Raw genomic sequence first — 26,547 nt, forward strand, 5'->3', positions numbered from 1 at the left:
CCATGAACGCGACCGCACCGTATCTCACCGACGATCCCAACACCATCCGCACCGCCGACCACGCGCGCCTTTTCTACCGCGACTGGGGGCAAGGCGCGCCGCTCGTGTTCCTGTCCGGCTGGACCTTGAACTCCGACATGTGGTCCTATCAGATGGAGCCGCTGTCGCGCCTCGGCTGCCGCTGCATCGCTTATGACCGCCGCGGCCACGGCCGTTCGAGCGATCCCGGGCGTGGCTACGACTTCGACACGCTCGCCGACGATCTCGACAGCGTGCTCAGCACACTCGATCTGACCAACGTGACACTGGTCGCCCATTCGATCGCGAGCGGCGAAGTGGTGCGTTATCTGACGCGGCACGGTTCGGAGCGCGTGGCCAGGATTGCGTTCATCGCGCCCGCAGCTACGCCATATCTGCTGAAAACCGAAGACAACCCGAACGGGATCGACGCCGCATTGTTCGAGCAGGGCCGCCTCGCGCTGAGCCGTTCCTTCCCCGACTGGATCGAGGCGAATGCCGCACCGTACTTCGGCCCAGGTGTGTCGCGCGCGCCGCTGGACTGGACGATCCGCATGATGCTGCAGACCTCGCACCAGGCCATGCTCGAACTCGCCCGTATCCAGACCATCACCGATTTCCGCGCGGAGCTGGCCCGCATCCGGGTGCCGTCGCTGGTCGTGCAAGGTGACCGGGACGCCTCTGCTCCGCTCGAGCTCACCGGACGGCCGACCGCGGCGCTGATCCAAGGCGCTTCACTGAACGTCTATGAAGGCGCCGGCCACGGCCTGTACTTCACTCATGCGGAGAAGTTGAACCAGGATTTGCTGGCGTTCCTGGGCCACCGGCCGGCTTAGGGTCGACCGGCACTTGATCTTCAACCGGCGCGTCGGCCTTGCCGGCCGCCGCTTTCAGCGAGGCGCCGGCATGCGCTGTTGAAGGCGGTTCGCCTTTCGCTGCAGCGTTGGGGCCAACGTCCGGTGCGCCGTTCGATTCGACTTGGGCCGGTACGCTCTCAGGGTCCCACGTCAGCAGATGCCGCTGCGGGTTCGCGATCTCGATGCCGCGCGCGCTGAACTGGTCGAGAATGCGCCGGTTGAATTCGCGCTGCACGCCCCAGCGCGCGGTGTCGCGACATTGGATCTGGCCGGCCAGCGTGACCGCTGAACCATCCACGCCATCCACGCCCCAGAAGCTGAAGTCGGACAGGATGCCGTCCTTGAACTTCTCGTCTTCGCGCAACGCAGCGCCGATTTCCTTCAGCGTGGCGATCGCCAGATCGACGTCCTCGCCGAACACGATATTCACTTTCACCGCCGCGTTGCCGAGTCCGCGGTTGGTGTTGTTCACCGTCGTGACCGAACTGAACGGTACGGTGAAGAGCGAACCGTCGCTGCCGCGCAAGCGTACGGTGCGGATCGACAGATATTCAACCGTACCGGATACGCCCGCGAGCGTGACCCAGTCGCCGACCTGCATGGCGTTTTCCATCAGCAGGAACATGCCGGTGATGAAATCCTGCACCAGCTTTTGCGAGCCGAAGCCGAGCGCCACGCCGAAAATACTCGCGCCGGCCAGCAGCGGCCCGATGTTCACACCGAGTTCGCTCAGGCCGGTGAGCACCACCACCAGCGCGATCACGCAAAAGAGCGCGCTGCGCAACATCGGCAGCAGGGTGCGCAGACGTGCGGCGCGCACGAGGTCACCGCTGGTGGTCCAGCGGTCCAGCCGCCGTTCGATCGACACGTTGGCGCCTTCCCATACCACCAGCGCGATCACCGCGGCGACCCCGATCGTGACCAGCGCCGAAGCCAGCCGATGGCCGATCGAGCCGGCCCTGAAGAGTTCGCCCACGTCGACGCCCCAAACCTGCAGCAGCGCGAGCGCGGTGACGATGCCGATGATCCACGCGACGACCCGCCGCACCAGCGGGTAATAGCGGTAGGCATGCTGTTGCACGAGCGACTTCTCCGCGTCGCCCTGTACGTTGAATAGCCGCGCCATGGCGCCAAAAATCACGATCGCGACGACCCGCGCGCCCACCAGAATCGCCAGCGTAATGCCGCCGAGATGCAGCAGGGTGCGATAGCCGTTCTGCACGTCGAGCGCCCAGATGAACCAAAGCGCCATCACCACGAAGGCCGCGAATCCTGCCCACGCATCGGCGAGCGCGTTGCCGAACATTTGCAGCGATTCGCTCGCGGCAAAGCGCCTGCGGATCAATTCGCCGACCGGCTTCCTGCATTTCAAAATCAGAATCGAGATCATGATGTGGCCGGCGAGCGCGACCACTTTTATCAGCGCAAGATGCGCCGCGTCGTTCAGGCCGAGCGACTGTGCGATCTCCGCGATCGCCGAACCGGCGCCGACCACGGCGACGATCCGTACAATCCAGCGCTGCACGAAAACGGCCCACGCATTGCTCATGCGCAACAGGCGCAGGCGCGGCGCGCTCGGCTGCAGGAAGAAGCCGCTGACTATCACAATCAGGCGGCACAGCACGTAGATGTCGATCAGCGAATCGAGCGCGCGGTCTTGCGGCGTGCCGTCCTCGGTGAAGATCGACATCAGCGCGCTCGCTGCGCCGACGAACACCGCCAGCGGCAACAGGCGCAGCACCATCGTCAGGAGCGCGCGCGGCAGGCGCTGCAGCAGCGTCAGGTGATGCACGGCCTTCTGCTCGCCTTTGGCCTCGGTGGCTTTGCCGGTGGTGCCGGTGGCGGGCGTAGGCGTCGTAATGGGCGCGCCGGGTTTCGCCGCCTGCGCCGTTGCATCGGGCGAAGCCGGTGAATCGGGCAGCGGCGGCGCGGCATTCGGCGCATCGGCCGGTTGCGGCAGGACGTCGGCGGGCAGGTCGGCTTGCGTTGCACCGTCTTCATCGTCACGTTCGCGGCGCGCGGCGAGGGCGGTGTACGCGCGGCGCAACAGGCGGCGCGCGAGCCATTCAAGCGCGAGCGCGGGCAGCAGTGCCGCCAGCAGCGACCCCGCGACCTGGCCGAGCACGCCGCGCGCCTGCGGGTTGGTCGATTGCGAATGCCACCAAGCACGCACCGACGCGACGTCGAGCAGCGCGGCGACCGAACTGCGCAATGACTTGCCGAGGTGCACGGCCCAATGCGCGCCCTGACGCGCCAGTTGCGAGGCGAGGCCATTGGATTGGAAGGCGGCTGGGACGAGCGCGGTGGCGCTGCTGGCCGCGGTGGGTGCCGACGCAGCCGCGGCCGCCGAGGCAGGTGGAGCGCTGAGTGCGCCCGCTGCGGCGATCGCCTGTAGCGTGTCGCTGACTTGCGCGCGGCGTGTCGGGTCATTGAGAACGCTGAGGGCCTGGCGGGCCTGCTCGGGCGTCAGGGTGGGCGCGGCGCCAGATGCCGCAGAGGCGGAGGCGGTGGATTGCGCCGCGGCGGCAAAGGCCGGCGAGGCGCTCAGGAGGAGAAAAATGACAAGCCAGGCGTGGAGTTTTTTGCGCATAGGGTGTAAGGCGGGGTACCAGGTGCGGACGGCGGTGCCGGGACGCGTGGGTCGATGCGGCGGCGTGACCTTGGACCGACACGCGTTGAGTCGTACAAGTTCCATCTGCGGCGGCTATCGGTGTTCACGCGGAGGTTCGACCAGTTGGTCCGAATTGTAACGTCAGGTAGCAGAAAGCTTGCCTGGCAGGGGCGCCGTCCACGGCGTAGCGCGCAAGATCGCGCGGCTTGAGGCGGCAGGCGCCGTGTGACAGGCGGCCATGCGCGGACGCAGCCCTGCGCGGGGCTGCGTCGGCAAAAGGGCTGGCGCGAAAACACACTGGCTCCGCACCACAGGGGCGCGCAGGCCCGGCAATGCCTATTCCGTTGCTTCCACCGAATCCCTCGCCGCCACCCCGAGCGTGCCTTCGACCACCTCGGTGAAGGTGCGCTCCTCGCGCAGAATGAAGCGCTTCGTCTGCGCAAACAGGAAATTTTCCCGTGCTTCGGCGTCGGAGCGCAGCCGCGCCCGATACGTTTCGTACGCGGCGAGGCTGTCGAACGCGATCAATCCCCAGGCGACGTCGTTGGTCCCTTCGTGGGGCAGAAAGTAGCCGATCAGATGGCCGCCGCAGCGCGGAATAATGCGGCCCCAGTTGCGAGCGTAGTCGTTGAAGGCATCGCGTTGGAATGGGTCGATCTGATAGCGGATGAAGCAGGTAATTGTCATGTGCAAGCTCCCGATCGGGTGGGGTTGTTAGAAGCAGGTGAGTATCAGTATGGAGACTGCTCGACTGCGACGTTTCACTGCTGTCTGAACTGTCGTTGAGCGGCGCGTGCGGCATTTAATGGCCGCGTTCAATGGCGGTATGAAAGCCCGCGCAGATCGCAAGCGGCGCCGTGTCTCGAGGCTCACTCCTTAGCTTCGCGCGGCTGTTTTTCCGCTAGCCTCGTGGATCGTCAACATCGCGAGCGCCGCGCCGGCCAGTGCGCACATCGCCGATACCAGCGCCACCGCCCGCAAGGCAACCCCGAGGGCCTCGGCTTGCGCGCGCGCTACTTCGGCTCGTGTCGTCGCGTCCGTTGCGCCCGGCGGCGCCGAACTCGCATTCATCGTGCCTTGCGTCAACCGTGCAGTCTCACGCGCCGCTTGCGGCACGTTCGACGCATCGAGCCGCGCGTCGAGCGCCGCATCGTGCGACCACACGAACACGATCCCGAGCACGGCGATCGCCAGCAGACTCGCCACCCTGGCGACGGCGTTATTGATGCCCGAGGCGACACCCGTGCGGGCGGCGGAAACGGATGTCATCACCGTCGTCGTCAACGGTGCGACGGTAATCGTCATGCCGAGCCCGAGCACGACGAGCGCCGGAAAGAAGCCACGCAAGTATTCGCCGCGAACCCAGGGCAGCGAGAGCATCGCAAAGCCGATCGCCGCGATCACCGGCCCGATGCCCAGCAAGGCCCGTGCGCCGTATCGGCTCGTCAGGCCACCGGTGAAGCGCGACAACAGGCCGATCGTGACCGGCACCGGCAGCAGGGCGGCGCCTGCCTCGGTCGCGCTATAGCCATACGCGCGGATCAACGTGAACGGCAGGAAGAACAGCGCGCCGCCCAGCCCGAAGTAGAGCAGCAGCGTGACGAGATTCGCACCGACGAAATCACGCGAACGGAACACGTCGAGCGGCATCATCGGATTGCGGGTCTTCGCTTCGAGCACGACGAAACCGGACAGCACCAGGAGGCCGCCGAGGATCGACGCCAGCACCCAGCGGTCGCCGAAGCCGCGCGCCGAGGCGATGGTCAGGCCGTAGGTCAACGCGGCGAGCCCTGCGGCGGCTGTGACGGCGCCCGGCCAGTCGAGCCCGGGCAGCGCTAGTCCTTTGGACGCAGGGTCCAGGTGCGATGGGTCTTTTTCCTGCCGGCTGTCCGGCACGGCGACGACCGCCAGCGCGATGGTTGCGCACGCAATCGGTACGTTCAGAAAGAAAATCGCCCGCCACGAAAACGCATCGACGAGCCAGCCACCCGCCACCGGTCCGACCGCCGACGTGATCGCGCCGACGCCGGCCCAGGTGCCGATCGCCTTGCCGCGCTCCTTGTCGTCGAATACCGCGCCGATGATGGCGAGACTGCTCGGCACCAGCAGCGCCGCGCCGACGCCTTGCACGGCGCGCGCCGCGATCAGCGCGCCGACGCCAGGCGCCAGGCCGCAGCCGATCGAGGCCAGCGTGAACAAGCCGATTCCCGCGATGAACACGGTGCGCCGGCCGAGCTTGTCGCCGAGCGAACCGCCCACCAGCACCAGCGCACCGAGAAACAGCAGATACGCGTTGACGACCCACTGGATCGCCGCGACGCTCGCGCCCAGTTCGGTCTGGATCGACGGCAGCGCGACGTTGACCACGGAGCCGTCGATGAACGCCATGCTCGAACCGAGAATGGTCGCGGCGAGCGCGAGCTTTTTGCGCCGGCACGGGTGATCGAAGCTGAGGGGCTGAGCGTGGATGGTCAGCGCGTCGCACGGGCTCGCCTGGGCGGGGAGCGTGGAGGAAGGGCGGCGCACGAGCGCCGGGGCGTGCTGATCGGCCAAGTCCACTCCAGGGTGGATGAACGGCTTTCAGCATAGCAACGCCAAGGGAGAACCGATAGGCGGTTACGACGCAAGGCCGGCCGAGCTGCGCCAGGCGGCGCGGTCGCGGCAATATTTGCCGGGGTTTGCCCGTCCAGGCGGCCTTAGGTCAAACCAGCGAGGTCAAACCAGCGAAGGCGCCTGCCGCTCTGCCTCGTCGTCGGCATCCACACCGCCGTCGGCGTTCGACGTGCGCCCGGCCGCCGGGTCCTGATGCAGCCGACTCGCATGCATCAGGCGATACAGCGTGGCCCGCGAAATGCCGAGTTCGGCCGCGGCTTCGGACAATTTGTAGCCGTGCCGCTGCAACGCGTGCTCGATGGCGTCCTTTTCGGCCTTGCTGCGGATCTCCGCCAGCGTCACGGCCGGTCCGTTGTCGGATTCCGGCAGGCCGAGGTCGCTTGCCGTGATAAAGCGGCCCTCGCTCATCACCACGGCCCGGCGCACGCAGTTGATCAGCTCGCGTACATTGCCCGGCCACGGATAGTTCGACATGGCGACGATCGCGTCGCTCGACAGCCCGCGCAATTTACGCGCGCCGTCCTGCCGGTACATGCTGAGCGCATAGTTGGCGAGCAGCTTGATGTCGCCGCCGCGCTCGCGCAACGGCGGCTCGACAAGCCGCAGCACGCACAGGCGGTGATACAGGTCGGCGCGGAAGCGGCCGTCTTCGACGGCTTTGTCCAGATCGACGTGGGTCGCCGAAATCACCCGTGCGTCGACGTTGATTTGCCCATTGCCGCCCAGCCGTTCGATGGTGCCTTCCTGCAGAAAGCGCAGCAGCACCGCCTGGCATTCGTGCGGCATGTCGCCGATTTCATCCAGAAAAAGGGTGCCTTCATTGGCGCTTTCGATCCGGCCGATCTTGCGTTGCAACGCACCGGTAAAGGCGCCGCGCTCGTGGCCGAACAATTCGGCTTGCAGCAGGCTCGGCGGAATGGCCGCGCAATTGATCGCGACGAACGCCCGGCCGGCGCGCGGCGAGCGCTCATGAATCGCACGGGCGGTCAGTTCCTTGCCGGTGCCCGATTCGCCGGCGACGAACACTGGCGCGTCGGTCACGCCGCATTTGTCGATGCGCCGGTACAACTGCTGCATTGCCTCGCATTGCCCAACCATGCCGTGCCGGCCGAGCGAAGGCTCGGGGGCGGTCGGCGGATGCCGCAGGCTCGACAGCCCGTGCGCGTGGCCGAGCGCGAATACCAGCCGCTCGTTCAGCCAGGGCCGGGTCACGAAATCGAAGCAATAGTCGAGGATGAAGCGGCTGACCAGTTCGTCGTCCGACTGGCCCGGCGCGATCTGCGCAACCCAATTGGTTTCGACGCGACGCATGCAGGAGGCGAGAGCGGACAAATGCTGGGACGTGCAGTCACCGGGCAATTCGACGAGGCCGACCTTGATGTTGTCGCGCTCGATCATGCGTTCGGCGATTGCCGTGCTTTTGGCGTGCACCGCTTGCCAGCCGGATGCGGCAAGGAAGCTGGCCAGATCCCGATCGGGCGAGTTCGCCACGTATAGAACGGTGCGTTCGGTGTCGGCAGGCGTGCAAGTCGTGTTCATGTGACCCCCGGGTTGTTGCGGCTCTCAGAACTGCTCTTCGACGAACTGGACAGACCGGCAATGACAATTTCACGGTAGCGGCAATGGCGGGGGCATGCGGCGGCGTGAGCCGCTGCACTTCGGACAGCTAGCAGAACAGCGTTCAACGCTGAAACCGCCCGACTATTTCATCCCCGAATCACAAAAGCCGTGTTTCGCCTTGTGGTCTGACAGAGGCGCTCTACGTGGCGCATGGCTTAACGATAAGCGAAAGCGCTTTCGAGCGCCATACAAACAAATCTGGATTCAGAAACGTTTTTCCCGCTTTGACGTGGGTGCTTGCCGTTCAGAAATGGTGGGGCAACCGCGACTATGTGCGGAATCCCACATAGCAATAGCAAATCGCATAGCGGTTATCGTGCAACGGATGCCGCGCCGTCGAATCAGCGTGTCTCAAGCTTGCGACACATTGGGCAGCGGCTGCCAAGGGTGCTTCGTGGCCCGAAGCATCGGCATATTTGACCGGGCTACGCCGCAAAGCGCGGCCGGACGTGGTCCGAAGAAGCGAGCATCCGGTCCTGCAAACAGGGAGATCCTTCCGCACTGCGTTAGAGGGTGAACCCCTCGCGTGTCGAATCCGAATCAAGTGTGACGAAAGGCCGGGTCCGGCGAGACGCGTTGCAGCACAAATCACGGTGCGACAAGGGATTGAAGGTGCATGGCACAGCCATTGCAATAGGAGCCTCACAAGGAAATGCGTTGCCGCCTGGTTCCTGAGGCTCGGGGAAGCAGCAGCCGGAGCCCGGCGGCAAACATAGTCTTCGTGAGCACGGCCGGGGAAGCCGATGTGTCTTGCGAGGGTGCGGCGGGGCCACTGAAAAACGGATGTCAAAAAAAACGGGGTGAATGATCGATACGGGGTATCGGCCATTCGTCACCGGACAACGTGAAGCACTGACCTCGCCACTTTTTCCGTCATATTGGACGGACTCGAAGTCGACGGCCGAAATGGATGGCCGAAGTCGACCGCAAGAATGACAGGCACCGCGCTCGGGCAATTTGCGGGCACGCGACGTACAAAACAGGGAAGGGGCAGCGCACGGTAAGGACCGGCCGGCGCGAAGAAGCGGGGAGGAACGGCCTGAGTCTCCATAGAGGGGCGCACGCTACGAGGTGAACCGGGCGCCGTGCCCGCGCACTAGCGCGGGCACGGCTTACCTGGATACGGCCTTGAATGGCCCATCAAGCGGAATCAAGCGGGGGGTGTCATGAAAACGATCAGCAAGCCGGTTGCATTGCGGCTGGACCAGCACACCACGGCGCACGGCGCCGGTTTCTCCTACCAACTTCACTTTGCGCGGCAGCGACCCTTGTTCGCCGCGCCGTCGGCCGACCTGCTCACGCTGGTGATCGCCGAGGCGATGAAACGCAAGGCTCAGGCCGAGATCCAACGCGACGTATTGCGCGAGGCGATCTACGATATCCCGGTTTCGACCGAACGAGGCCACGATCGGGCTCTGGACATCTACCAATCCGATCCCGACGACTACACCTGAATGTCGACTGTTATTGACGCGGCCTTGCCTACGGGAAGGCCTTAGTCCGGCGGAGACCCGACATGATCGACATCTTCCTGATTTCGTCCAGCGCGGAGCGCGCGCCGCATATCGTCGCGCGCCTCGAAGAAAGCGGCGTGGCGCATTGCCTGCGCACCGCTTACTGCACGGCACGGCAACTGCGCACGCACGCCCGCGCAATCAGGAGCGCCGACCTGCTGATCGTCGACGACGTCGATCTGAGCGCGCACGAGCTGGACGGCGTCGAGGAGGCGCTGGCCTGCTCGCCTGCTTTGCATTGCATGCTGGTTACGCAGGCGCCGTCCGCTGCTTTGCTGACCGCGGCGATGCGCGTCGGCGTGCGGCAGGTGCTGTCATGGCCGTTGGATGCATACAAGGTCGCCACCGTGCTCACGCATATCGCCGCGAAAAAAAGTGCGGGCATGCGCCGTGCCGGGCGGGTCGTCTCGTTCGCATCGTGCAAGGGCGGCAGCGGCACCACGCTGATCGCTGTAAATCTCGCGTGGTCGCTCGCCGCACTGCGCGACAGGCGCGTGTTGCTGATCGATCTCAGCCAGCAATTCGCCGACGCCAGCCTGCTGATGGCCAACAAACCGCCACCCGCGACGCTCTCCGATCTGTGCTCGCGGATCGACCAGCTCGACGCCGCTTTGCTGGACGCCTGCGTGATGCACGTCCACGCGAACCTCGACGTGCTGGCGGGGGCCGGCGACCCGCTGAAGGCCGCCGAACTGCGGCCCGAGCAACTGAAGCAGATTCTCACGCTGGCGCGCGAGCGGTACGACGCGGTGCTGATCGACATCGGCCAAAGCCTCAATTCGGTGACGATCCATGCACTCGATCACAGCGATGCAATCTGCATGGTGGTGCGGCAAAACCTGCTTTACCTGCACGGCGGCCGCCGGATGCTCGATATTTTCAAGGAATTGGGCTATCCGCCCGGCAAGGTGCGGGTTGTGGTGAATCAATACGACAAGAACGCGTGCATCAACCTGCCGACGCTCGAACGGACGCTCGGCGCGACGGTCGCGCACCAGCTTCCGCGTGACGAAAAGCAGGTCGACGAGGCGCTCAACCGCAGTGTGCCGCTCGTCACTTCCGCCCACGACAGCGCGCTGGCGCAAGGCATCCGCCTGCTCGGCGATATGCTGTGGCCGCCCATCGCCGAGCCCCGCAAAGGGATGCTCGGCCGCCTGTTTGCTGCGCGGCCGACCGTGCCGCCGCAACTGAAGCCGGGGCACTGAGCCAATCCGACCACCGGGAGTCGCGCGCCGGAATTGAATCCCGGCGAGCGTGGCATGATATGGACATTCGGCTGGTGTGGCTGCTACGCTGCGACACTGACGGACCGGAAGCCTTTATGCAGCGGGCTTGAAAAATAATTCGCATATCGAAATGAGTATGCCATGACAAAGACCACATCCTCGCGGGTATTCGATAGTGAGGGCCGTCTGCAGGATGCCGCGAACGGCGAGCCAGCGGGAGCAGTACCTCGCGTAGATGATCTGGGCGACGTGACGCCGGCCGGCGGCATGCGCGAAGCGTTGACCGAAATCCTCGCACGCGCTGCCGCGGCGCTCATGTTGAGCATCTTCACTTACGCGGCGGTCAAGCAATGGCTCGCGGCGCCCACACGGATCACCTTGCTGCTGCTCGTGGTAAGTGCGTTCATGACCTTGGGGTTGTCGCTATTTGCGCGGGTGCCCATCCACCGTGACTGGACGCCTTTCGCTTTCATCTGCTCGGTGGGCGGCACGTTCTATTTTCTTGCTGTGCGGCTTTCGCCCGGCACCCAACTTATTCCGGAGGCGGCCGGCGCGTCGTTGCAATTGCTGGGGATTTTCTGGCAACTGTTTGCGAAGGTCTCGTTGCGCAGGTCGTTCGGCATTTTGCCCGCCAATCGCGGGGTTGTTTCCCGCGGGGCTTACCGGTTCGTGCGTCATCCCATGTACCTGGGGTATTTCGTGACGGACATTGGTTTTTTGCTGGCGAACTTCGGGATTCAGAACGTGATCGTCTACGGATGCCAGTTTGCGCTGCAGGTTGGACGCATTGTGCGGGAGGAGCGGCTCCTGTCCGATGACGAGCGGTATCGGACGTACAGAGGTAAGGTGCGGTTCAGGGTGATTCCGGGCGTGTTTTGACGGTGTATCGTGTAGTTATTCTTACGGTGCAAGCCGCAATGAGCGGCGATCAACGGCAAAACCCCAACCCGCCTGATTACCTTTGAACGATCCGCACGAGCGCAACATCATCCATGCAAAACGATATAAATCCGTTCATCGACATGGCGTCGATACTGTCCAATCCGATCCTCAACACGGATTCGTACAAGGCGTCGCACTACCTGCAATATCCGCCGGAAGCGTCGGCGATGTTTTCATACATCGAGTCGCGCGGCGGACGTTATGACCGCACGCTGTTCTTTGGCCTTCAGATGCTGATCAAGGAGTATCTGTGCCGCCCCATTACCGCCGGGATGATCGAGCAGGCGAAGGCGTTTTTCACGGCGCATGGCGAACCGTTCAACGAAGCCGGCTGGCGTTACATCGTCGAACACTACGACGGCTATCTGCCGGTGCGGATTCGCGCGGTGCCGGAAGGCTCGGTCGTGCCCACGCACAACGTTCTGGTTACGGTCGAATGCGAGGATCCACAGGTGTTCTGGCTGGCCTCGTATCTGGAAACGATGCTGATGCGCGTGTGGTACCCGATTACGGTTGCGACGCAAAGCTGGCATCTGCGCAACACGATCCGCGCCTATCTGGAGAAGAGTAGCGACGACCTCACGCAATTGCCGTTCAAGCTGCACGATTTCGGTGCGCGGGGCGTGTCGAGTGCGGAGTCGGCGGCGATCGGTGGCTCGGCGCATCTCGTCAGTTTCATGGGCTCGGATACGGTGCTCGGTGTGGTTGCGGCGAACCACTACTACAACGAACCGATGGCGGCGTTTTCGGTGCCGGCAGCGGAGCACAGCACGATCACGTCGTGGGGGCGTGAGCGTGAAACCGACGCATTCCGCAACATGATCGAGAAGTTCGGCAAGCCGGGAGCGATCGTTTCGGTGGTGTCCGATTCCTACGACCTGTTCGCCGCGCTCGAGGCATGGGGCACGACGTTGAAGCAGGCGGTGCTCGACTCCGGCGGCACGCTTGTGATCCGGCCTGATTCCGGCGATCCGCTGACGATTGTCCTGCAGACCATGCGGGCGCTCGAGGCGTCGTTCGGATCGACGGTGAACGGCAAGGGGCGGCGCGTGCTCAACAACGTGCGCGTGATTCAGGGCGACGGCGTGAATCCGGATTCGATCGAGGCGATCCTGGCGGGCATGGATGAGGCCGGCTTTGCGGCCGACAACATCGTCTTCGGCATGGGAGGCGCGTTGTTGCAGCAGATTAATCGCGATACACAGCGGTTCGCCATGAAATGTTCGGCCATCCGGCTTGGAGATGAATGGCATGACGTACACAAGGACCCGGTCACGGATGCAGGCAAGCGGTCGATGAAAGGGCGGCTTACGTTGCTGGTGAACCGTCACACAGGCGAGTATCGGACGGTGACGTTGCCGGTGGTGTGGGATGACCGCACTGTTGAAGGGGATTGGGACGAGGCGCTCGTCACGGTTTTCGATTCTGGAAAATTGCTCGTCGATGCGGCGTTTTCCGAAGTCCGGAAGAGGGCTCACGCGGGTGAGGCTTAGACGGATGTCTGTTTCCGGCAACGGCGGAGGCCGGGCCGTCATGCCGCTGCCAGAGCCAAACCAAACGACGCGTCAGCTCACAATCCAGACCGACACGCCGGAACCGTCAATATCAATCCGGCAAGGGCTGCCTTCCCGCAACCGGGCATCTTCGTTCGCGATATCGAAGCGCACCCCCGCGATATTCAGGCGGACATACCGCTCGCCGCGCCGTAACTCGACCGCGTCGACCATGCCGGCATAGGCGCCATCGGCCGAAATAGCCACGGCGTGGGAAGAGATGCGCCACATCACCCGTTGCCCGGCAGGAATGGCAAAACCGCTATCACCGGTCGCGATCGCCAACTCATTGCCAATCTCGACTCGCCCAGGCAGAGTCATCAAACCTTCGCCGACGTTGTGCAAACCGAGCAATTCGGCAACCCGCATCGAAGCCGGCCGTTCGAACACCCCATCGATGGAACCCGCCTGCAGCACGCGCCCCTGTTCGACAACCAGAACCTCGTCGGCAAGTAAAGCCGCTTCGTCGGGATCGTGCGTGACGATGATGGTCACCGCCGCAATCTCGCGCTGCAACGCCCGCAGCGACTGTTGCAAGCGACGCCGCCGCGGCGTATCGAGTGCAGCGAACGGCTCATCGAACAGCAGCAATTCGCTATGACGCGTGAGCGCCCGCGCCAGCGCCACACGTTGCCGCTGACCGAACGACAATTGATGCGGCAAGCGCGCAACCAGTTGCGCGAGGCCGAGATGATCGCGCCAGTAACGTGCGCTGGCTGCATCGGCGTCGACGGGAAACGCGAGTTGCTGCGCCACCGTCATATGCGGGAACAAACCGTAATCTTGCGGCATATAACCGATCTGGCGGCGCTCGGGCGGCAGCGCGCTCAAGTCAGTTGTGCCGAGCCGAACGGAACAGGATGCGTTGGATTCGAGCCCTGCAATCAGACGTAATGCCAGTGATTTGCCGGAGCCCGACGGCCCGATGATCGCAAGCCGCCGTGTCGCCGGCGTCCACGCTATGTCGAGCTCGAACGCGCCCAAGCGGCGCTGCAAATGAAAGGCTAGACGACGATCGGAAGTCTCGCCCCGGCTTGCCGTCAGATCCGTGCCGGGTTCCAGCGCGTCGTCGCCGTTTTCGGTTTGTTCAAGCGAGGTTTTCTGCCGAAGGCTATAAATCGACAACGCCGCGCAGACAATCGCAATCGCGAGCGTCGGCAGCAGCAGGGGCATCATCGCCGGCAGGCCTTGGCCACCGAATACGACGTACGTGTACACCGGCAGCGAATAGGGGTGATAGGCCACCATCACCGTCGCGCCGAATTCGCCGAACGCACGCAACCACGCCAGCGCGAGTCCCGCGCGAATCGCCGGCCACGCAACCGGCAACATTACGCGGAAGAAGCGGCTGCTTGCATGATGGCCGAGCGTCGCGGCCACGTCGTCGAGCACGGGGTCCACGGCGGTGAACGCCGATTTCGCGGCGATGATCAGGAAGGGCGCAGCCACGAAAATTTCCGCGAGCACGATGCCGGCAAACGAATCCGTCAGCGCCCCGCTGGTGAAGCGGCCGACCCAGCTATAGGGCCCAAGCAGAAACAGCAGCAGCACGCCGCTCGTGAGTGGCGGCAAGGCGAGTGGTAACTGCACGACGAAGCCGAGCAGCGCCATCTTGCGCGAGTTCGAGCGCGCCAGAAAATAGCCGAGCGGCACGCCGCCGAGCAGAATCACGAACGAGGCCACGCTGGCGCTCGCCGCCGATATGCCGACCGCCGACCACACCGCGCGCCAATCGACATTCGGCCAATCGGCCGCGCCGAGTTGCGGCACGCTCGCGATAAACGGCGCGCACAAATAGACGGCAAGCAGCGCGGCCAGCCACAGCAGGGGTCGCGCGGCGGAGCGCTTCACCGCCTGTTTCACCGCCTGTTCCACCGCTTTATTGCGCGGCGTCGATCACGGCTTGCACCGAAGGCGGCATGGCTTGCACATTGCCGGTAACGGTCGGTTTGATGACGTCCACGCCGTGTTGCTTGAGCAACGCGCGGCCTTGCGCGCTCAGCAGGAAGTCGACGAAGCTGCTCGCACCCGCATGGTTCGGTGCATCGCTGAGGATCGTCAGCGTGTAGCTCGCTTTGGCTTGCAATTCGGGCGCCGGACGGAGCGCCGGAATTTTGAGGTCGGACGTTTCGGTCGAATAGAAGAAACCGGCATCGAGCTGGCCGGATTGCAGGCGGCCCACCAGCGTTTCTTCAGGCAAAACCTGCTCGGGATTTTCCGCGTCGCCCAGCGTCTTCTCGACGAGGTCCGGCTGATGGTAGAGCTCCGCGGCCTTCGTCATCATCTCGACGGTGAATGCACCTTTCGGATCGAGCTTCGGATCGGTACGGCCGATACGGATGCCCGGCTCCTGCAACACCTGATCCCAGCGCTTGTTCTTGAAGTCCGCAGCAAACTTGCTTTGCGGGTTATAGCCGATCATCAACGGCGATTCGGCGAAGTTCACGTGCCACGTGACGTGGTCGCCATTCGCCTGACCCATCAGGCTGGTGTTCACCTTCGGGCTCGCGCTGATGAACACGTCGCCGCGGCGCAGCTTGCCCTTGATCTCGTTGGCGATCTTGTTCGAGCCCGCCGCATAGCCGCGGAAGTGCTGGCCAGTGGCCTTTTCGAAGGCCGGCCCCACGCTGCGCTCCATCAGATTGACGAGCGAACCGGCGTACAGCACGTTGACCGTGTCGTCCTGCGCGAAGGCGGGCACGGCTGTCACCACGCCGGCGACGACCACGAAAGATGCAAGCAGCTTGCGAATCATGCGATTAACCCCGGTACGTTATTAAGAGCGCTATATTACGACGTCATCGCATTGCGTTGTGGGTCGCTGCGCGCTCCGTGTGGTCAATAGATGTGGACGACGCCGGCGGAGTGGCCGATATGCCTGGCGATATATTGCGTATCGATGCGGTTTTGCACCGAGGCGGCCATCGCAGCGTAATATACACACGGAAATAACGAGTGAACAAGCTGCTCAGGCTTCAATGCTGGAGATAACCGCGTATGGATAGTGTGAATGTGATTGCCGCGCCTGCCGTCGAAAGTGCGCTCGTCCTGAGCGGACGGTTCCAGCGGACGCTGTCTTTCGACCTCGAGCGGCTAAAGGGTTACGAAAGCGTGCTAGCCAGGCCATTCGATCTGCGTTGCTACACGACGAATCGGTTCATCCGCAGCGTTGAGCCGTACCGCGGTGTGCGTCTGACGACCTTGATCTCGGAAGCGGGTTTGCCGAACGAGGTGCCGGGCGAGTTCAAGCGTACGGTGTTCGTGGCCGTGGGGCACGATGGCTACGTCGTGACATTCTCGTGGCATGAACTGTTCAACACGCCGGTCGGCGAGAACGTGCTGGTTGCTTACGAATGCAATGGCCGCGCGCTAAATGCTGAAGACGGTGCGCCGATTCTGTTTTCCGGTTCGGACATTCTGCCCGCGCCACGCCACGTCAAACGGCTCGCGCGTATCGAGGCGCATGTTTTGAAGCCTTTGGCGTAGGTGATTCGAATGACGGGCGTAATATGGTTCGATTTTCTTCATCGTGCCGCCGCCATGTCTGACGAACCGCTTTCGCCTGTTGCGGAACCTGCCGCGCCCAGCCGCGAACCGCTGTTTGCGTCGCTCGATGCGCGGGTTGCCGAGCGCACGGCGAAGTGGCTCGCCGCAGCCACGGACGCCGTCTCACCCGATACGCAATTGTTCGCCAGGCTGATTGCCGCGCGCGACGTCCGGGACGAACTCACCCTGCTTGGGTTGCCTCAGCCCGCGTGGCGCGCGCTACTGGAGCGGCACTTTGTGCACGCACCTGCGCCCGTGTTTGCATCCTTGCCTGGATTGCCACCCGTCGACACCAGCGAACACGCGACATTCGTCGAAACGCTGCATGCGCTGCTGCTCACGTATGCCAGCGCCGCCGTCGACACGAACGAAGTGCGCTGCCTCGCCTCAATCATCGCTCATGCGTGCTTGCGGCCGGATCACCTGTGGCGCGATCTCGGTCTTGCGGGCCGGGAAGAAGTCACATGGATGCTGACGCGCTATTTCCCCGCGCTCGTGGTGCTGAATGTCGATAATCTGCGCTGGAAGAAATTCCTTGCTCAGCAACGCGCGCTTTCCTTAGGGCTTCAGCCTGGCCCGGCGCCCGGTTGTCCGGGCTGCGAAGACTATGGGCATTGCTTTCCCGGCCACCCCTGAAGGCCATTCAGCCAGGATGGCAGCGCGAAGCGGTTCGTGTATGCTTTCGCGCATGGCTGATACCGTGAAAACCAAACCAAGCCCCGCGACAAAATCCGCGAAACCGCGCCCCGAAGTGCGCTTCAGAATGCGCATCCGCAGCGGCGACGCTGTTGCGCTCGGGCCGGGCAAAGTCGAACTGCTGGAGGCCGTGCGCGAATACGGCTCGATCTCGGCTGCGGCGCGTAGCCTCGGCATGTCGTACCGGCGTGCATGGCTGCTGATCGACGAGCTGAACCGCTCGCTGAAAACTCCGGCCACGCACTCGGAGCAGGGCGGTCAAAGCGGCGGCGGTTGTACGCTGACGCCGGTCGGCGAACGCATCATTCATCTGTACCGCGATGTCGAAGTCGAGGCTCAACGAAGCTGCGCGAAACAGATCGCTGAGTTGACCAGGCTGATTCGTTCCTGAGCACGGCCTTACTCACAGCTCAGCCGTGGCGCAGACAAAACGCCGAGGGCGGCGGATTGCCCAACTGGGCAAGATGCTCGGGACGCAGCCGGTCCACCAATTCGACAAAGCTCGCCACGCTTGCCGTGCGCAACGGGTGATAGTCGATCTGATGGCGCTCGCACACCCGCTTGAGCGTATTCATCGAATCATGATCGACGCAGTCGACCGGAAACACGACGATATCCGCGCCCGGCAACGCGGCGGCGAGCAGACCCTTGCGATCTTCCACGCCGCCGTCGTGCACCACGAAATCGCCACCGGCGGCCTCCACCAGCTGCTTGAGCGCGGCATTCGAGCCGGGGCGGCCGCCCACGTAGACAATCCGTTTGCCGCGCACGCTGTCGAGGCTGGCTTGCCGCGTCTGCGCGCCATTGATGTTGTCCCCAGCATCCACCGTCGCGCGTTCCAGCGCGTCGCATTCGTTCTGCACCAACAGGAGCTGCGCCAACGCCTGATCTCGGCTCTTGCGCAATGCGAGTGCCGCGCCTTGCTCCTGCAGCGCGCGCTGCTCGGCGGCCTCACGGCGGCTCGTATGCAACGCCACCCGCTGATCGCTATCGGCGAGCTTGTCGCGCAGCTTCGATATCTCCGCTTCCAGATCGCAAGGATCCGCCGGCGTCTGGCGCGTGGCCGCGGCGGTGAGTTGCGCGATCTGCTCGCTGAGCGCGGCAATCGCTGCGTCGCGCTGCGTGCTGATTTCCTGCAAGCGGCTTTGCTGCCGCTCGACTTTCTCTCTCAACTCGGCGTTTTCCGCTTCGAGCGCAACCAGCCTGCGGATGTCCGCGCGATTCGCCGCGCCGACCAGATGCGACAGCATGTGCAATTCGCCGAACGCTTTCTGGCGCACATGCAGGGTCGCGCACGGATGCGTCATCAAAGCCCAGTAAGCAGGCGGGATCTCGCCGCTTTTCAGCGCTTCGTCCCAGAGCTTCAGCAGTTCGACGTCGTCGGCGGCTTTGTCGAAGCGGCGGATCGCCGCCGCATAGTGCTCGTCGAGCAACTTGTGCAGGGCTTTGGCGCCCGCGCCGCCATCGATCGCGAGTTCGACGGCCGAGTGATGAATCTCCAGATCGCTCGCGTCCCGGCGATCGAGGCCAGTGAATTTAGGCACCAGCTTGCGCAGTTCGTGCGTGCTGAGACAGGTGCCGATGATCGAGCAATGCAGTTGGCCATCGAGCTCGGCGAGGCGCGCGCGCCGTTTGGTGTTCGAGAACGACACCTTGGCGGGCGTGCAGCACGGATCGGTCACGCGCAAGCCGGTACCGGCAAGCTCGTCGCCGGACAGTTTGAGGCGCGAAGGCTGGGCGAGACGAAACGGCGGTGTGTGCATGAGGACCTCGAATCCGGATCTGGCGTCAGGCTGACTGAACGTGCTTGCTGGACATCCGCGCCATGCCGGCGCTGCTGGCGATATATTCGAAAAGATATAGCGATCGGCAAAAGAAAACGTTCATATGCGGCAATGACGAATTAGTCGTTCGGGTGGACGAGCGTCCGCTCAGCGCGTGATTTGCGCTGAGTGATCGTGGCAGAAGCAGCGGCAGAAGCAGCGGCAGCACCGGTGGCGGGAGCTGCGGCGGTGGTGCGGCCGGCGGCACGACGGACGACGGCTGGCTCTGCGCCGCCGACTGCCCGTGCATGCTGATCCAGAACATGCCCAACGCACAGGCCGATAAACGCGGTATCGAGCCGCTCGAGTTCCGCCACCACCTTGCGTAACGCGGCCAGGTCGTTGCTGAACGCATCCGAGAAGATCGCGTCGCGAAGTTGCTCGGCCGAGCGCGCTTCTTCGATCGAAGCTTTCAGATCGCGCAGACGGGCAAAAGCCGCCGCCTTGGCCTGTTCGGCCAGGATCGACAGCAACTGGTTCAATGAGTGCGAGCCCGACGTGCCCACCGACGCGAAGTTCAACTGGTCGCCCGTCAGCATCAGTACGAAGCGCTGCACGCTGCCGTTAAGGCGCCGGTAAGCATCGACGACGTCGCGGATCAGTTCGGCGCGGCCACGTTCGGACGCCGACTTCACCGCGACGATGGTCGACGGAAGTTCTTTCGGGCGGCGCCCCGCCGGGTCGGACGAGGTGGGTCGCAATGTGGGTCGACTAGGCACTGCTGCTGGCTCCTGCTTGCTTGTTTCGCTTCGTCGTACGCGATCGGCGGGCGAGTTGCCGCGCTGCACAAAAGCATACCGTGATATTCGAGAGGATATAACGAAAGGTGGCGCGAGGGTAGCGCGGGCGGTTTTAGCTGCCCTGTGCGAACTCGAGAAATGCGCGCACAGCCGCCGCCCGTTCGAACTTTCGATAGGCAATGGCAATTTCCGAGGCGATAGGTTTGCCGGCGATGCCTCGGTAGACGACGCCCGGCAACGCGATGCAATCAGCGAGGGTATGCGGTACGACCGCCACATTACCGCCTAGCGATACGCAGGCCAACACCGCCGCGAGCGTGCCGGGACGTGACCCGAGCCGCGGCGAAAAACGCCCGCGCCGTGCGACTTCGAAGGTACCGGCTTCCTGTTCCGGCAGCACGAAACACTGATCGTGCAGTTGCGCGGGTTTAATGTCGGGTAAACGGGCGAGTGCGCAATTTTCCGGCAGCGCGAGGACGAACGTATCGCGGTGCACGGTGCTTGCCTGAATACCGTCGACGAGTGGCATCGGCGGGCGGACGTAGGCTGCGTCGAGCAGGCCATCGCGCAGCATCTCGGCCGCGCCGTCCATCGGCACCTCGCGAATGGAGACATCGACGCCCGGATACCTGGAGCGGAAGCCGCCGACCGCCCGTTGCAATACGCCCGCATAGGCGGCCGATGCGACGTAGCCGACTTCGATCCTGCCCAACTCGCCGCGCTCGGCGAGAATCGCGCGCTCTTCGCCGCGCGTGAGGTGGTCAAGCGCGCTGAGCGCTTCGGCGAGGTAGGCGCTGCCGGCCGCGCTCAATGTCACCGACCGCTTGGTGCGATGAAAGAGCCGCACGCCGAGCAACCGTTCCGCTTCCTGGATCAGTTTGGTTAGCGTTGGGGCGGCGATGCCTAATTCATCCGCGGCGCGGGAGAAGTGAAGATGCTTCGCGACACAAACGAATGCGTGAATATGGCGGAGTTCGAGCTTTCGCATGATTTTCAGTATTTCCGCCGGAGCTAATTATTTTGTGATTCTATGCCAATGACAGGCAATAGATGCGTCGCTACCATCGTATGACTTCGATTCGACGCCACCTGCCTGTATGTCATTCACGTCCCCCCGTCCCGCACAGCCGGTGCAGTTGTCAGACTCCAAAGACTCAAAACCCGTCAACCCCGCGTTCGTGCTGGCCACCGCGTCGGCGACCTGTGCGTTGATCGTGCTCGATACCAACGTCGTGGCCGTCTCGTTGCCGTCGATTGCACGCTCGTTTCACGCGAGTTTTGCCGATGTGGAGTGGGTGGTCAGCGCGTATATGGTCGCTTTCGCGTCATGTCTGCTGCCCGCGGGTGCTCTGGCCGACCGCGTCGGCCGTAAGCGGATGCTGCTGCTCGGGCTCGCGCTGTTCTTTCTGGCGTCGCTCGGTTGCGGGGTGGCGCCGTCGGCGGCCATGCTGAACGTGGCGCGCGCGGTCAAGGGCGTCGGCGCCGCGATGCTGCTCACCGCGGCGCTCGCCGTGATCGCGAACACCTTCCACGAAGGACCCGCGCGCGTGCGGGCATGGGCCGTGTGGGGCACCTGCATGGGCCTTGCGACGACGGTGGCGCCGCTCGTCGGCGGCGTGATTACCCAATGGCTCGGCTGGCGCTGGATCTTCCTGCTCAATCTGCCCGTATGCGCCGTCCTCGCGTGGTGCGCGTTGCGCTCGATTCGCGAGTCGCGCAATCCCGAGCCTGGTCCGCTCGACGCCGCCGGCAGCATCCTGTTCGGCCTTGCGCTTGCGCTCGGTATCTGGGCGTTGATCGAGGTGCCGGCCGACGGGCTTGCGAGCTGGACAACCGGCGCCAGGCTCGTGACATGCGTGCTGCTGTTTGGCGCATTCGTTCAGGTGCAACGCTCGCGGACGCATGCGATGGTCGATCTTGCGCTGTTTCGCCAGCCGCGCTTTGTCGCCGCCGTGCTCGCGATGTTCGGCTACGCTGCCTGCGCTCAGGTGATGATGACGTTTTTGCCCTTGTATCTGCAGAACGCATTCGGCCTGTCAGCGGTGAGGGCAGGCGTCGGCATGTTGCCGTTCGCGCTGGCGATGGTGCTCGGGCCGTACATCGGCGCGGCGCTCGCAAAGCGCTTGTCGGGCATGGCCCTGCTGTCGAGCGGGCTGTTGCTGATCGCGGCCGGCAATCTGCTGACGGCGCTGGTCGCCGGCGACGCACGCTATGCGCTGGTGGCGCTCGGCATGGTCGTAACCGGGCTGGGCGCGGGGATCATGAATGGCGATACGCAGAAGGCCATCATGGCGTGCGTGCCGCCGGATCGAACCGGCATGGCGTCCGGTATCAGCACGACAACGCGCTTCACGGCCATCGTCACGTCGGTGGGTGTGCTGGGCGCGGTACTCGCGGCCCGCACGCACGCTGTGTTCGTGGCGGGCACGCCCATGACGCCGGATATCAGCGCTGCGCTCGACGCGGGTTTCATGTCGCGCCTGCTGGCGGGAGATATGGCGCAGGCCACCGCGCATCTGCCGCCGGCTCTCAGGGCCACGGTGGTGTCGGCCGCGCATGCCAGCTTTGCCAGTGGCTTTGCCGCGGCGCTCTATCTGGCTGCTGCGGCGGCGGCGTCAATTGCAGCGGGAATCTGGCTGCTGGGTCGCAGAGGTGAAACTGCACGGGTCCGTGGGATTGCGGCCAACGGTTAGCGGAGCAATCGTGCCGTGCGCTTAATCGATTCTTCGCTGCAGAAATTGAGCATCGCTGCGCCGACGCGCTGACGTTCACCGGCTAACGCTCTGCCTTCGAAGCAGCCGGCTCGACCACGGCCGATGCATTTTCCGATATCGTGTGCTGCTCGTGCGCGCTCAAACTCAAATCCTGGCGCGCGCTCCTTTCCGGGCCGTTTCTACGACCGGCTGACCGGGTAAAGCATAAGCACAAGAAAATGAGCCATCCCAACACCGAACTGATCGAGCGTTTTTACACCGCGTTCCAGCAACGCGACGCGGAAACGATGGCTGCCTGCTATGCCGACGATGTGGTCTTCAGCGATCCGGCCTTTGGCGAGCTGCGCGGCGAAGAGGCCCGCGACATGTGGCGCATGCTGGTGTCGCGCGCGCAGGATTTCTCGCTGACGTTCGACGGCGTCGAAGCGGACGAGCTCAACGGCCGCGCCCACTGGGTAGCCCGTTACACATTCAGTCAGACGGGCCGCACGGTGGTGAACAGCATCGACGCCCGCTTCGTGTTTCGCGAGGGGCGCATCGTCGAACACCGCGATACCTTCGACCTTTGGCGTTGGGCCCGTCAGGCTTTGGGGATCAAGGGCCTGCTGCTCGGCTGGACACCTTTCGTGCAGGGCGCGATCAGGGCGCAGGCGAGAAAAGGCCTCGACCTCTATCGGCGCCGGCAGCGCCGCGCGTAACGGGGCAGCCAGGGGCAGCCCGGGGTCAGCCAGGGGCAGCCCGGCGCATTCCCCCAGTCTTGCTATGAACCGGCCAGTTGATGCAGTATTTCGTGATATCGACAAGCGGGGAGTTTTATGCCGGTAGTGGATGCGTCATGGGAAGCGTGGCTAAGCAGCAACGTAGCGCGCGGTTGCAGCATCGACTCGATGATCGATGCGATGGTGCAAGCCGGTTTCGCTACGGAAGCCGCGCGCGCGGAAGTGCGAAAAGCGTTCGGCATGAACCCGGCGGACGCGGAAGCGGCCTCGGCGGCCGTAGCGACCGAGGCCGCCCTGGTCAAAACCGCGTCACAGACCTACCAATACGACGAGTCGCCCGTTGCGCGCGGCAATGTGATCCGTGCGCACGATCGTGACGTCCGCGTGTTGATGCGCTGCGAGCGGCCCCAGGTGATCGTGTTCGGGGATGTGCTTTCGCCTGACGAATGCGACGAGATGATCGAGCGCTCACGTCATCGATTGAAACGCTCCACCACGGTCAATCCCGCCACCGGTAAGGAAGACGTGATCCGCAACCGTACCAGCGAAGGCATCTGGTACCAGCGCGGGGAAGACGCGTTCATCGAAAAGATGGACCGCCGCATCTCGAGTCTGATGAACTGGCCGGTTGAAAACGGCGAGGGGCTGCAGATTCTGCATTACGGCACGACCGGCGAATATCGCCCGCACTTCGATTATTTCCCGCCCGATCAGCCCGGCAGCGCGGTGCATACCGCCCAGGGCGGCCAGCGCGTGTCGACTCTGGTGATCTATCTGAACGACGTGCCCGACGGCGGCGAGACGATCTTCCCGGAAGCGGGCATGTCAGTCGCGGCGGTCAAGGGTGGCGCGGTGTATTTCCGCTATATGAACGGCCAGCATCAACTCGATCCATTGACCTTGCACGGCGGCGCGCCGGTGCTGGGCGGCGATAAATGGATCATGACGAAGTGGATGCGCGAGCGCGCCTACGGCTGAGGCGCGCGCTATTCGGCCGCGTGCGGTGCGGCGGTTTTTCCCGGAGCACCGGCTGACAGTTGCTTCAATGCGCTGCGCGCGCCGACGCAGCCCATGCGCATGATCATCAGGCCGATTGCCGAGCCTGCCACGTGGTCGAGCATCGGTATGCCCGCGATGCTGCCGGCCACCCCCAGGGTCGCGACCAGCGCCGACACCGCATCCATTCGCGCATGCCATGCACTTGCCAGCAGAATCGCCGAGCCGGTGCGCTGGCCTTCGGCGCGCATGTAGCGGAACAACGCTTCCTTGGCGATCGTGACGAAACCGCTGACGGCGAGCGCGCCGACTTGCATCTTCGTGTTGCCGCTCAACGTGACGGTTTGGCCGATGCTGCGCCAGAGCATTTCGGCTGCCGTGACAATCAGCAGGGCGGCGATGAAGAGGGATGCCAGGGCTTGCACGGTGTTGCCATCCCCTTCACGCGGCCTTGCGTTCAGGTGTTTCGAGCTGAGAACCAGCACGATGAGCACGACGCCGTCGGCGGCCAGATCGCTCAAGGTGTGGACACCGTCCGCGACCAGCCCGTCCGAATGCGCTGTCAGGCCGATGGCAATCTGCAGCGCCATGAGAAAGGCGTTGAGCAGTGCACTGGTGGAGGCGGCTTTAAGCAAAGCGGCCGCCTTGTGTGGTGCGGCTGTGGCTGTGGCAGTCGCTGTCGCGCACGGAAGGCTGTGGCATCGGGTCGGGACGGGTTAGGTTGTCGCAGGAAAGTACCCGTCGAACGTGGCGCGCAAATGACAGTGTTGCAACGGCTGCTGGCGATCAGGACCACCTCGTCCGCCCGGGCGTCGGTGAGTAGGACATTTCGTAGCTCGCGATGCGTTGAATCCGACGCTCGATGCGTTTCAGCTAGGGCCCGTTTCCGAATCGTCGCGTGAAATGCGGCGGGACGGCCACCTATCATCCTTCGCTTTAGTCAGCATCGCCCGATCGGCAGCACGCCCGGTCCGAGCGTGCTGAGCGAGCGAACTCTGGATGTGGGATGAGACGTATGCCTGTCGTAAATGATGCCGTGAAAACCTGGTTGAACAGTCATGTCGAGCGCGGCTTTAGCCCGGCGGCGTTGGTGGATGCCATGGTAGGCGTCGGCTTCGAGTCGGAACTCGCGCAAGCCACGGTGAACGCATCGTTCGATGCCGCCGAGGCGGCTCGCGCGGCCGTTGCTGCCGCGCCGTCCGGTATCGAGGCGGCTGCGGGCGAATACCGCTACGATCCGGCGCCGGTCGCGGCCGGCAATGTGATTCGCGCCTATGACCGCGACGTCAAGGTGCTGATGCGCTGCGAGCGCCCGCAGATCGTCGCGTTTGCCGACATGATGTCAGACGAGGAGTGCGATGAGATGATCGAACGGTCGCGTCCGTTGCTCAAGCGGTCCACCACCGTCAATCCGGAGAACGGCTCGAATGACGTGATTCCCAATCGCACCAGCGAAGGCGCCTGGTATCACCGAGGCGCGGACCCTTTCCTCGAGCGGCTCGAAATGCGCTTTGCCAGTCTGATGAACTGGCCGGTCGAGAATGGCGAAGGCTTGCAGGTGCTGAGGTATGGCGTTGGTGCTGAGTATCGGGCGCACTTCGATTATTTTCCGCCGTCACAGACGGGGAGCGCCGTGCATATGGAGCGCGGTGGTCAGCGGGTTGCCACACTGGTTGTGTATCTCAACGACGTGGCGGCTGGAGGGGAGACTTTTTTCCCCGATGCCGGCGTCTCTGTCGCCCCCAGGCGCGGTGGCGCTGTCTATTTCCGCTATATGAACGGGGAGCGGCAGCTCGATCCCTTGAGCTTGCATGGGGGAGCGCCTGTTCTGGAAGGCGAGAAATGGATTATGACCAAGTGGGTTAGGGAAGGGGTCTTTGCTTAAGCCGTTTTGTAAACGTCCGGGTTGTGGACTTCCATATAACGCTCCGGCGTCGCCAGTCCCTTGAAGCCGTGCGGTTCGTAGACGTGGTGGGCGTCTGTCGTCACCAGCACGATTCTGCGCAAACCGGTCAGCGATGCGCTGCCGAATATATGCTTCATCAACGCCGACGCGTATCCCTTGCCACGGTACGCCGGCAACACGAATACATCGCACAGGTACGCGAATGTCGCCTGGTCCGTGATCAGGCGGGCAAACGCGATCTGCCTGCCTTCGATATACGCGCCGAAACATAGCGACCCCGCTATCGCCCGGTCGAACGTCTCGCGCGGCATGCCCTTCGCCCACGCCGTTTCCTGCGACAGAAACGCGTAGACCATCTCTATGTCGAGGTCGGCCTTGTTGCTCGAAATCGTCAAATCGTTTGCTTGCACTGCGCGTTCCTGCTTGTTCTGATCCAGCAATCAAAGGATGCGG

The 26,547-nt window shown here is 63.9% G+C and carries 23 protein-coding genes; 12 read left to right on the forward strand and 11 right to left on the reverse strand.

The features are described from left to right. Nucleotides 1-2 precede the first annotated feature (2 nt). The gene (locus tag P3T25_RS04980; RefSeq protein ID WP_429357626.1) at nucleotides 3-854 is read left to right on the forward strand and encodes an alpha/beta fold hydrolase; all 852 of its coding nucleotides are present in this window, start codon (nucleotides 3-5) and stop codon (nucleotides 852-854) included. Here P3T25_RS04980 and P3T25_RS04985 read toward each other — a convergent pair. From P3T25_RS04985 to P3T25_RS05000, 4 genes are all read right to left on the reverse strand, one after another. Next, on the reverse strand, nucleotides 793-3,465 hold the full coding sequence (locus P3T25_RS04985) for a mechanosensitive ion channel family protein (RefSeq protein WP_429357627.1): 2,673 nt from the start codon (nucleotides 3,463-3,465) through the stop codon (nucleotides 793-795). The two genes, P3T25_RS04980 and P3T25_RS04985, sit on opposite strands and share 62 nt — an antisense overlap. Nucleotides 3,466-3,822: 357 nt before the next feature. Then, a complete protein-coding gene (locus P3T25_RS04990) occupies nucleotides 3,823-4,173 on the reverse strand; it encodes an NIPSNAP family protein (RefSeq protein ID WP_154561825.1) in 351 nt (116 codons plus the stop codon). A 189-nt stretch (nucleotides 4,174-4,362) separates the two neighbouring features. Further along, nucleotides 4,363-6,039 (reverse strand): MFS transporter, encoded by a 1,677-nt coding sequence (locus P3T25_RS04995; RefSeq protein ID WP_429357628.1) that lies wholly within the window; start codon nucleotides 6,037-6,039, stop codon nucleotides 4,363-4,365. Between the two features lie 162 nt (nucleotides 6,040-6,201). Continuing rightward, nucleotides 6,202-7,638 carry a sigma-54-dependent transcriptional regulator gene (locus P3T25_RS05000; protein ID WP_154561829.1) on the reverse strand — a complete coding sequence of 479 codons (1,437 nt, stop codon included), beginning with the start codon at nucleotides 7,636-7,638 and terminating at the stop codon, nucleotides 6,202-6,204. Between the two features lie 1,247 nt (nucleotides 7,639-8,885). Here P3T25_RS05000 and P3T25_RS05005 point away from each other — a divergent pair. From P3T25_RS05005 to P3T25_RS05020, 4 genes are all read left to right on the forward strand, one after another. Beyond that, nucleotides 8,886-9,173 carry a hypothetical protein gene (locus P3T25_RS05005; RefSeq protein WP_429357629.1) on the forward strand — a complete coding sequence of 96 codons (288 nt, stop codon included), beginning with the start codon at nucleotides 8,886-8,888 and terminating at the stop codon, nucleotides 9,171-9,173. 62 nt (nucleotides 9,174-9,235) lie between these two features. Beyond that, nucleotides 9,236-10,438, forward strand: coding sequence for an AAA family ATPase (locus tag P3T25_RS05010; RefSeq protein WP_429357630.1), 1,203 nt, complete (start codon nucleotides 9,236-9,238; stop codon nucleotides 10,436-10,438). Nucleotides 10,439-10,726: 288 nt separating this feature from the next. Further along, complete coding sequence (locus tag P3T25_RS05015; protein WP_429357696.1) at nucleotides 10,727-11,338, forward strand: methyltransferase family protein; 612 nt, start codon at nucleotides 10,727-10,729, stop codon at nucleotides 11,336-11,338. A 113-nt stretch (nucleotides 11,339-11,451) separates the two neighbouring features. Continuing rightward, on the forward strand, nucleotides 11,452-12,894 hold the full coding sequence (locus P3T25_RS05020; RefSeq protein WP_429357631.1) for a nicotinate phosphoribosyltransferase: 1,443 nt from the start codon (nucleotides 11,452-11,454) through the stop codon (nucleotides 12,892-12,894). Nucleotides 12,895-12,966: 72 nt separating this feature from the next. On the opposite strand, the gene P3T25_RS05025 is transcribed toward P3T25_RS05020, so the two are convergent. Both P3T25_RS05025 and P3T25_RS05030 read right to left on the reverse strand, forming a co-directional pair. Beyond that, complete coding sequence (locus P3T25_RS05025) at nucleotides 12,967-14,805, reverse strand: ATP-binding cassette domain-containing protein (RefSeq protein WP_429357697.1); 1,839 nt, start codon at nucleotides 14,803-14,805, stop codon at nucleotides 12,967-12,969. A 28-nt stretch (nucleotides 14,806-14,833) separates the two neighbouring features. Then, on the reverse strand, nucleotides 14,834-15,709 hold the full coding sequence (locus tag P3T25_RS05030) for an extracellular solute-binding protein (protein ID WP_429357632.1): 876 nt from the start codon (nucleotides 15,707-15,709) through the stop codon (nucleotides 14,834-14,836). A gap of 242 nt (nucleotides 15,710-15,951) precedes the next feature. Between P3T25_RS05030 and P3T25_RS05035 the strand changes: the two genes are divergently transcribed. Genes P3T25_RS05035 through P3T25_RS05045 form a run of 3 tightly spaced genes read left to right on the forward strand, consistent with a single transcriptional unit; the run spans nucleotide 15,952 to nucleotide 17,587 of the window. Beyond that, a complete protein-coding gene (locus P3T25_RS05035; protein ID WP_429357633.1) occupies nucleotides 15,952-16,440 on the forward strand; it encodes a molybdopterin-dependent oxidoreductase in 489 nt (162 codons plus the stop codon). A 54-nt stretch (nucleotides 16,441-16,494) separates the two neighbouring features. Continuing rightward, nucleotides 16,495-17,136, forward strand: a complete 642-nt coding sequence (locus tag P3T25_RS05040; protein ID WP_429357698.1) for a nitrogen fixation protein NifQ — start codon at nucleotides 16,495-16,497, stop codon at nucleotides 17,134-17,136. Nucleotides 17,137-17,188: 52 nt separating this feature from the next. Then, nucleotides 17,189-17,587, forward strand: coding sequence for a winged helix-turn-helix domain-containing protein (locus P3T25_RS05045; protein WP_266258578.1), 399 nt, complete (start codon nucleotides 17,189-17,191; stop codon nucleotides 17,585-17,587). 19 nt (nucleotides 17,588-17,606) lie between these two features. On the opposite strand, the gene P3T25_RS05050 is transcribed toward P3T25_RS05045, so the two are convergent. The 3 genes from P3T25_RS05050 to P3T25_RS05060 form a co-directional block, all read right to left on the reverse strand. Then, the gene (locus P3T25_RS05050; RefSeq protein ID WP_429357634.1) at nucleotides 17,607-18,959 is read right to left on the reverse strand and encodes a DUF2325 domain-containing protein; all 1,353 of its coding nucleotides are present in this window, start codon (nucleotides 18,957-18,959) and stop codon (nucleotides 17,607-17,609) included. A gap of 140 nt (nucleotides 18,960-19,099) precedes the next feature. Beyond that, on the reverse strand, nucleotides 19,100-19,738 hold the full coding sequence (locus P3T25_RS05055) for a hypothetical protein (RefSeq protein ID WP_429357635.1): 639 nt from the start codon (nucleotides 19,736-19,738) through the stop codon (nucleotides 19,100-19,102). A gap of 133 nt (nucleotides 19,739-19,871) precedes the next feature. Beyond that, nucleotides 19,872-20,747: a LysR family transcriptional regulator gene (locus P3T25_RS05060; protein ID WP_266239230.1), complete on the reverse strand. Its 876-nt coding sequence runs from the start codon at nucleotides 20,745-20,747 to the stop codon at nucleotides 19,872-19,874. 109 nt (nucleotides 20,748-20,856) lie between these two features. Here P3T25_RS05060 and P3T25_RS05065 point away from each other — a divergent pair, with 109 nt between their 5' ends. The 3 genes from P3T25_RS05065 (at nucleotide 20,857) to P3T25_RS05075 (ending at nucleotide 24,170) form a co-directional block, all read left to right on the forward strand. After that, entirely contained in the window at nucleotides 20,857-22,452 is a 1,596-nt protein-coding gene (locus tag P3T25_RS05065) for an MFS transporter (protein WP_429357636.1), read from the forward strand. A 239-nt stretch (nucleotides 22,453-22,691) separates the two neighbouring features. Continuing rightward, nucleotides 22,692-23,171 carry a nuclear transport factor 2 family protein gene (locus P3T25_RS05070; RefSeq protein WP_429357637.1) on the forward strand — a complete coding sequence of 160 codons (480 nt, stop codon included), beginning with the start codon at nucleotides 22,692-22,694 and terminating at the stop codon, nucleotides 23,169-23,171. A gap of 117 nt (nucleotides 23,172-23,288) precedes the next feature. Next, nucleotides 23,289-24,170 (forward strand): 2OG-Fe(II) oxygenase, encoded by an 882-nt coding sequence (locus tag P3T25_RS05075; protein ID WP_429357638.1) that lies wholly within the window; start codon nucleotides 23,289-23,291, stop codon nucleotides 24,168-24,170. Between the two features lie 8 nt (nucleotides 24,171-24,178). On the opposite strand, the gene P3T25_RS05080 is transcribed toward P3T25_RS05075, so the two are convergent. Continuing rightward, nucleotides 24,179-24,823 (reverse strand): cation diffusion facilitator family transporter, encoded by a 645-nt coding sequence (locus P3T25_RS05080; RefSeq protein ID WP_429357639.1) that lies wholly within the window; start codon nucleotides 24,821-24,823, stop codon nucleotides 24,179-24,181. A 380-nt stretch (nucleotides 24,824-25,203) separates the two neighbouring features. On the opposite strand from P3T25_RS05080, the gene P3T25_RS05085 reads away from it, so the two are divergent. Continuing rightward, nucleotides 25,204-26,073 carry a 2OG-Fe(II) oxygenase gene (locus tag P3T25_RS05085; RefSeq protein WP_429357640.1) on the forward strand — a complete coding sequence of 290 codons (870 nt, stop codon included), beginning with the start codon at nucleotides 25,204-25,206 and terminating at the stop codon, nucleotides 26,071-26,073. Here P3T25_RS05085 and P3T25_RS05090 read toward each other — a convergent pair. After that, nucleotides 26,070-26,504, reverse strand: coding sequence for a GNAT family N-acetyltransferase (locus tag P3T25_RS05090; protein ID WP_408518205.1), 435 nt, complete (start codon nucleotides 26,502-26,504; stop codon nucleotides 26,070-26,072). The two genes, P3T25_RS05085 and P3T25_RS05090, sit on opposite strands and share 4 nt — an antisense overlap. Between the last annotated feature and the right edge of the window lie 43 nt (nucleotides 26,505-26,547).

The sequence above is a fragment of the Paraburkholderia sp. GAS32 genome, assembly GCF_050434225.1.
Classification (GTDB): domain Bacteria; phylum Pseudomonadota; class Gammaproteobacteria; order Burkholderiales; family Burkholderiaceae; genus Paraburkholderia; species Paraburkholderia madseniana.